The organism is Trinickia mobilis (genome assembly GCF_017315705.1).
Taxonomy (GTDB): domain Bacteria; phylum Pseudomonadota; class Gammaproteobacteria; order Burkholderiales; family Burkholderiaceae; genus Trinickia_A; species Trinickia_A mobilis.
In genome coordinates, this window is record NZ_JAFLRF010000103.1 from 2,549 (window position 1) to 2,807 (window position 259).

The 259-nt window shown below is 59.8% G+C and carries 1 protein-coding gene; it reads right to left on the minus strand.

Going from position 1 to position 259, the window contains the following annotated elements; all coding sequences use genetic code 11:
• Window positions 1-224: aldehyde dehydrogenase family protein (locus J3489_RS37080; RefSeq protein WP_242540611.1), on the minus strand; the 224-nt coding region annotated here is incomplete at its 3' end.
• Window positions 225-259: the final 35 nt, after the last annotated feature.

Sequence of the window (259 nt, forward strand, 5' to 3'; positions counted from 1 at the left end):
ATCAGCACGGGATGATTCCACGGCGTCAGTAATGCGCATACCCCGTACGGCTGCCAGCTCGTCGAAGAGAAAAACCCGCCACGCAGCCGGTTTGTTTCGCCCTCCAGGCCCGGAGCGATGCCGGCAAAGTACTCAAGCCACTCCGGAATGCGCGACATTTGCGCTCGCATCTCGCGCAGGGGGCGGCCCGTGATGGCTGACTCCCAACTGGCAAGATCCTGCATTCGATCACCGATCAGATTCGCAAGACTACGAAGAT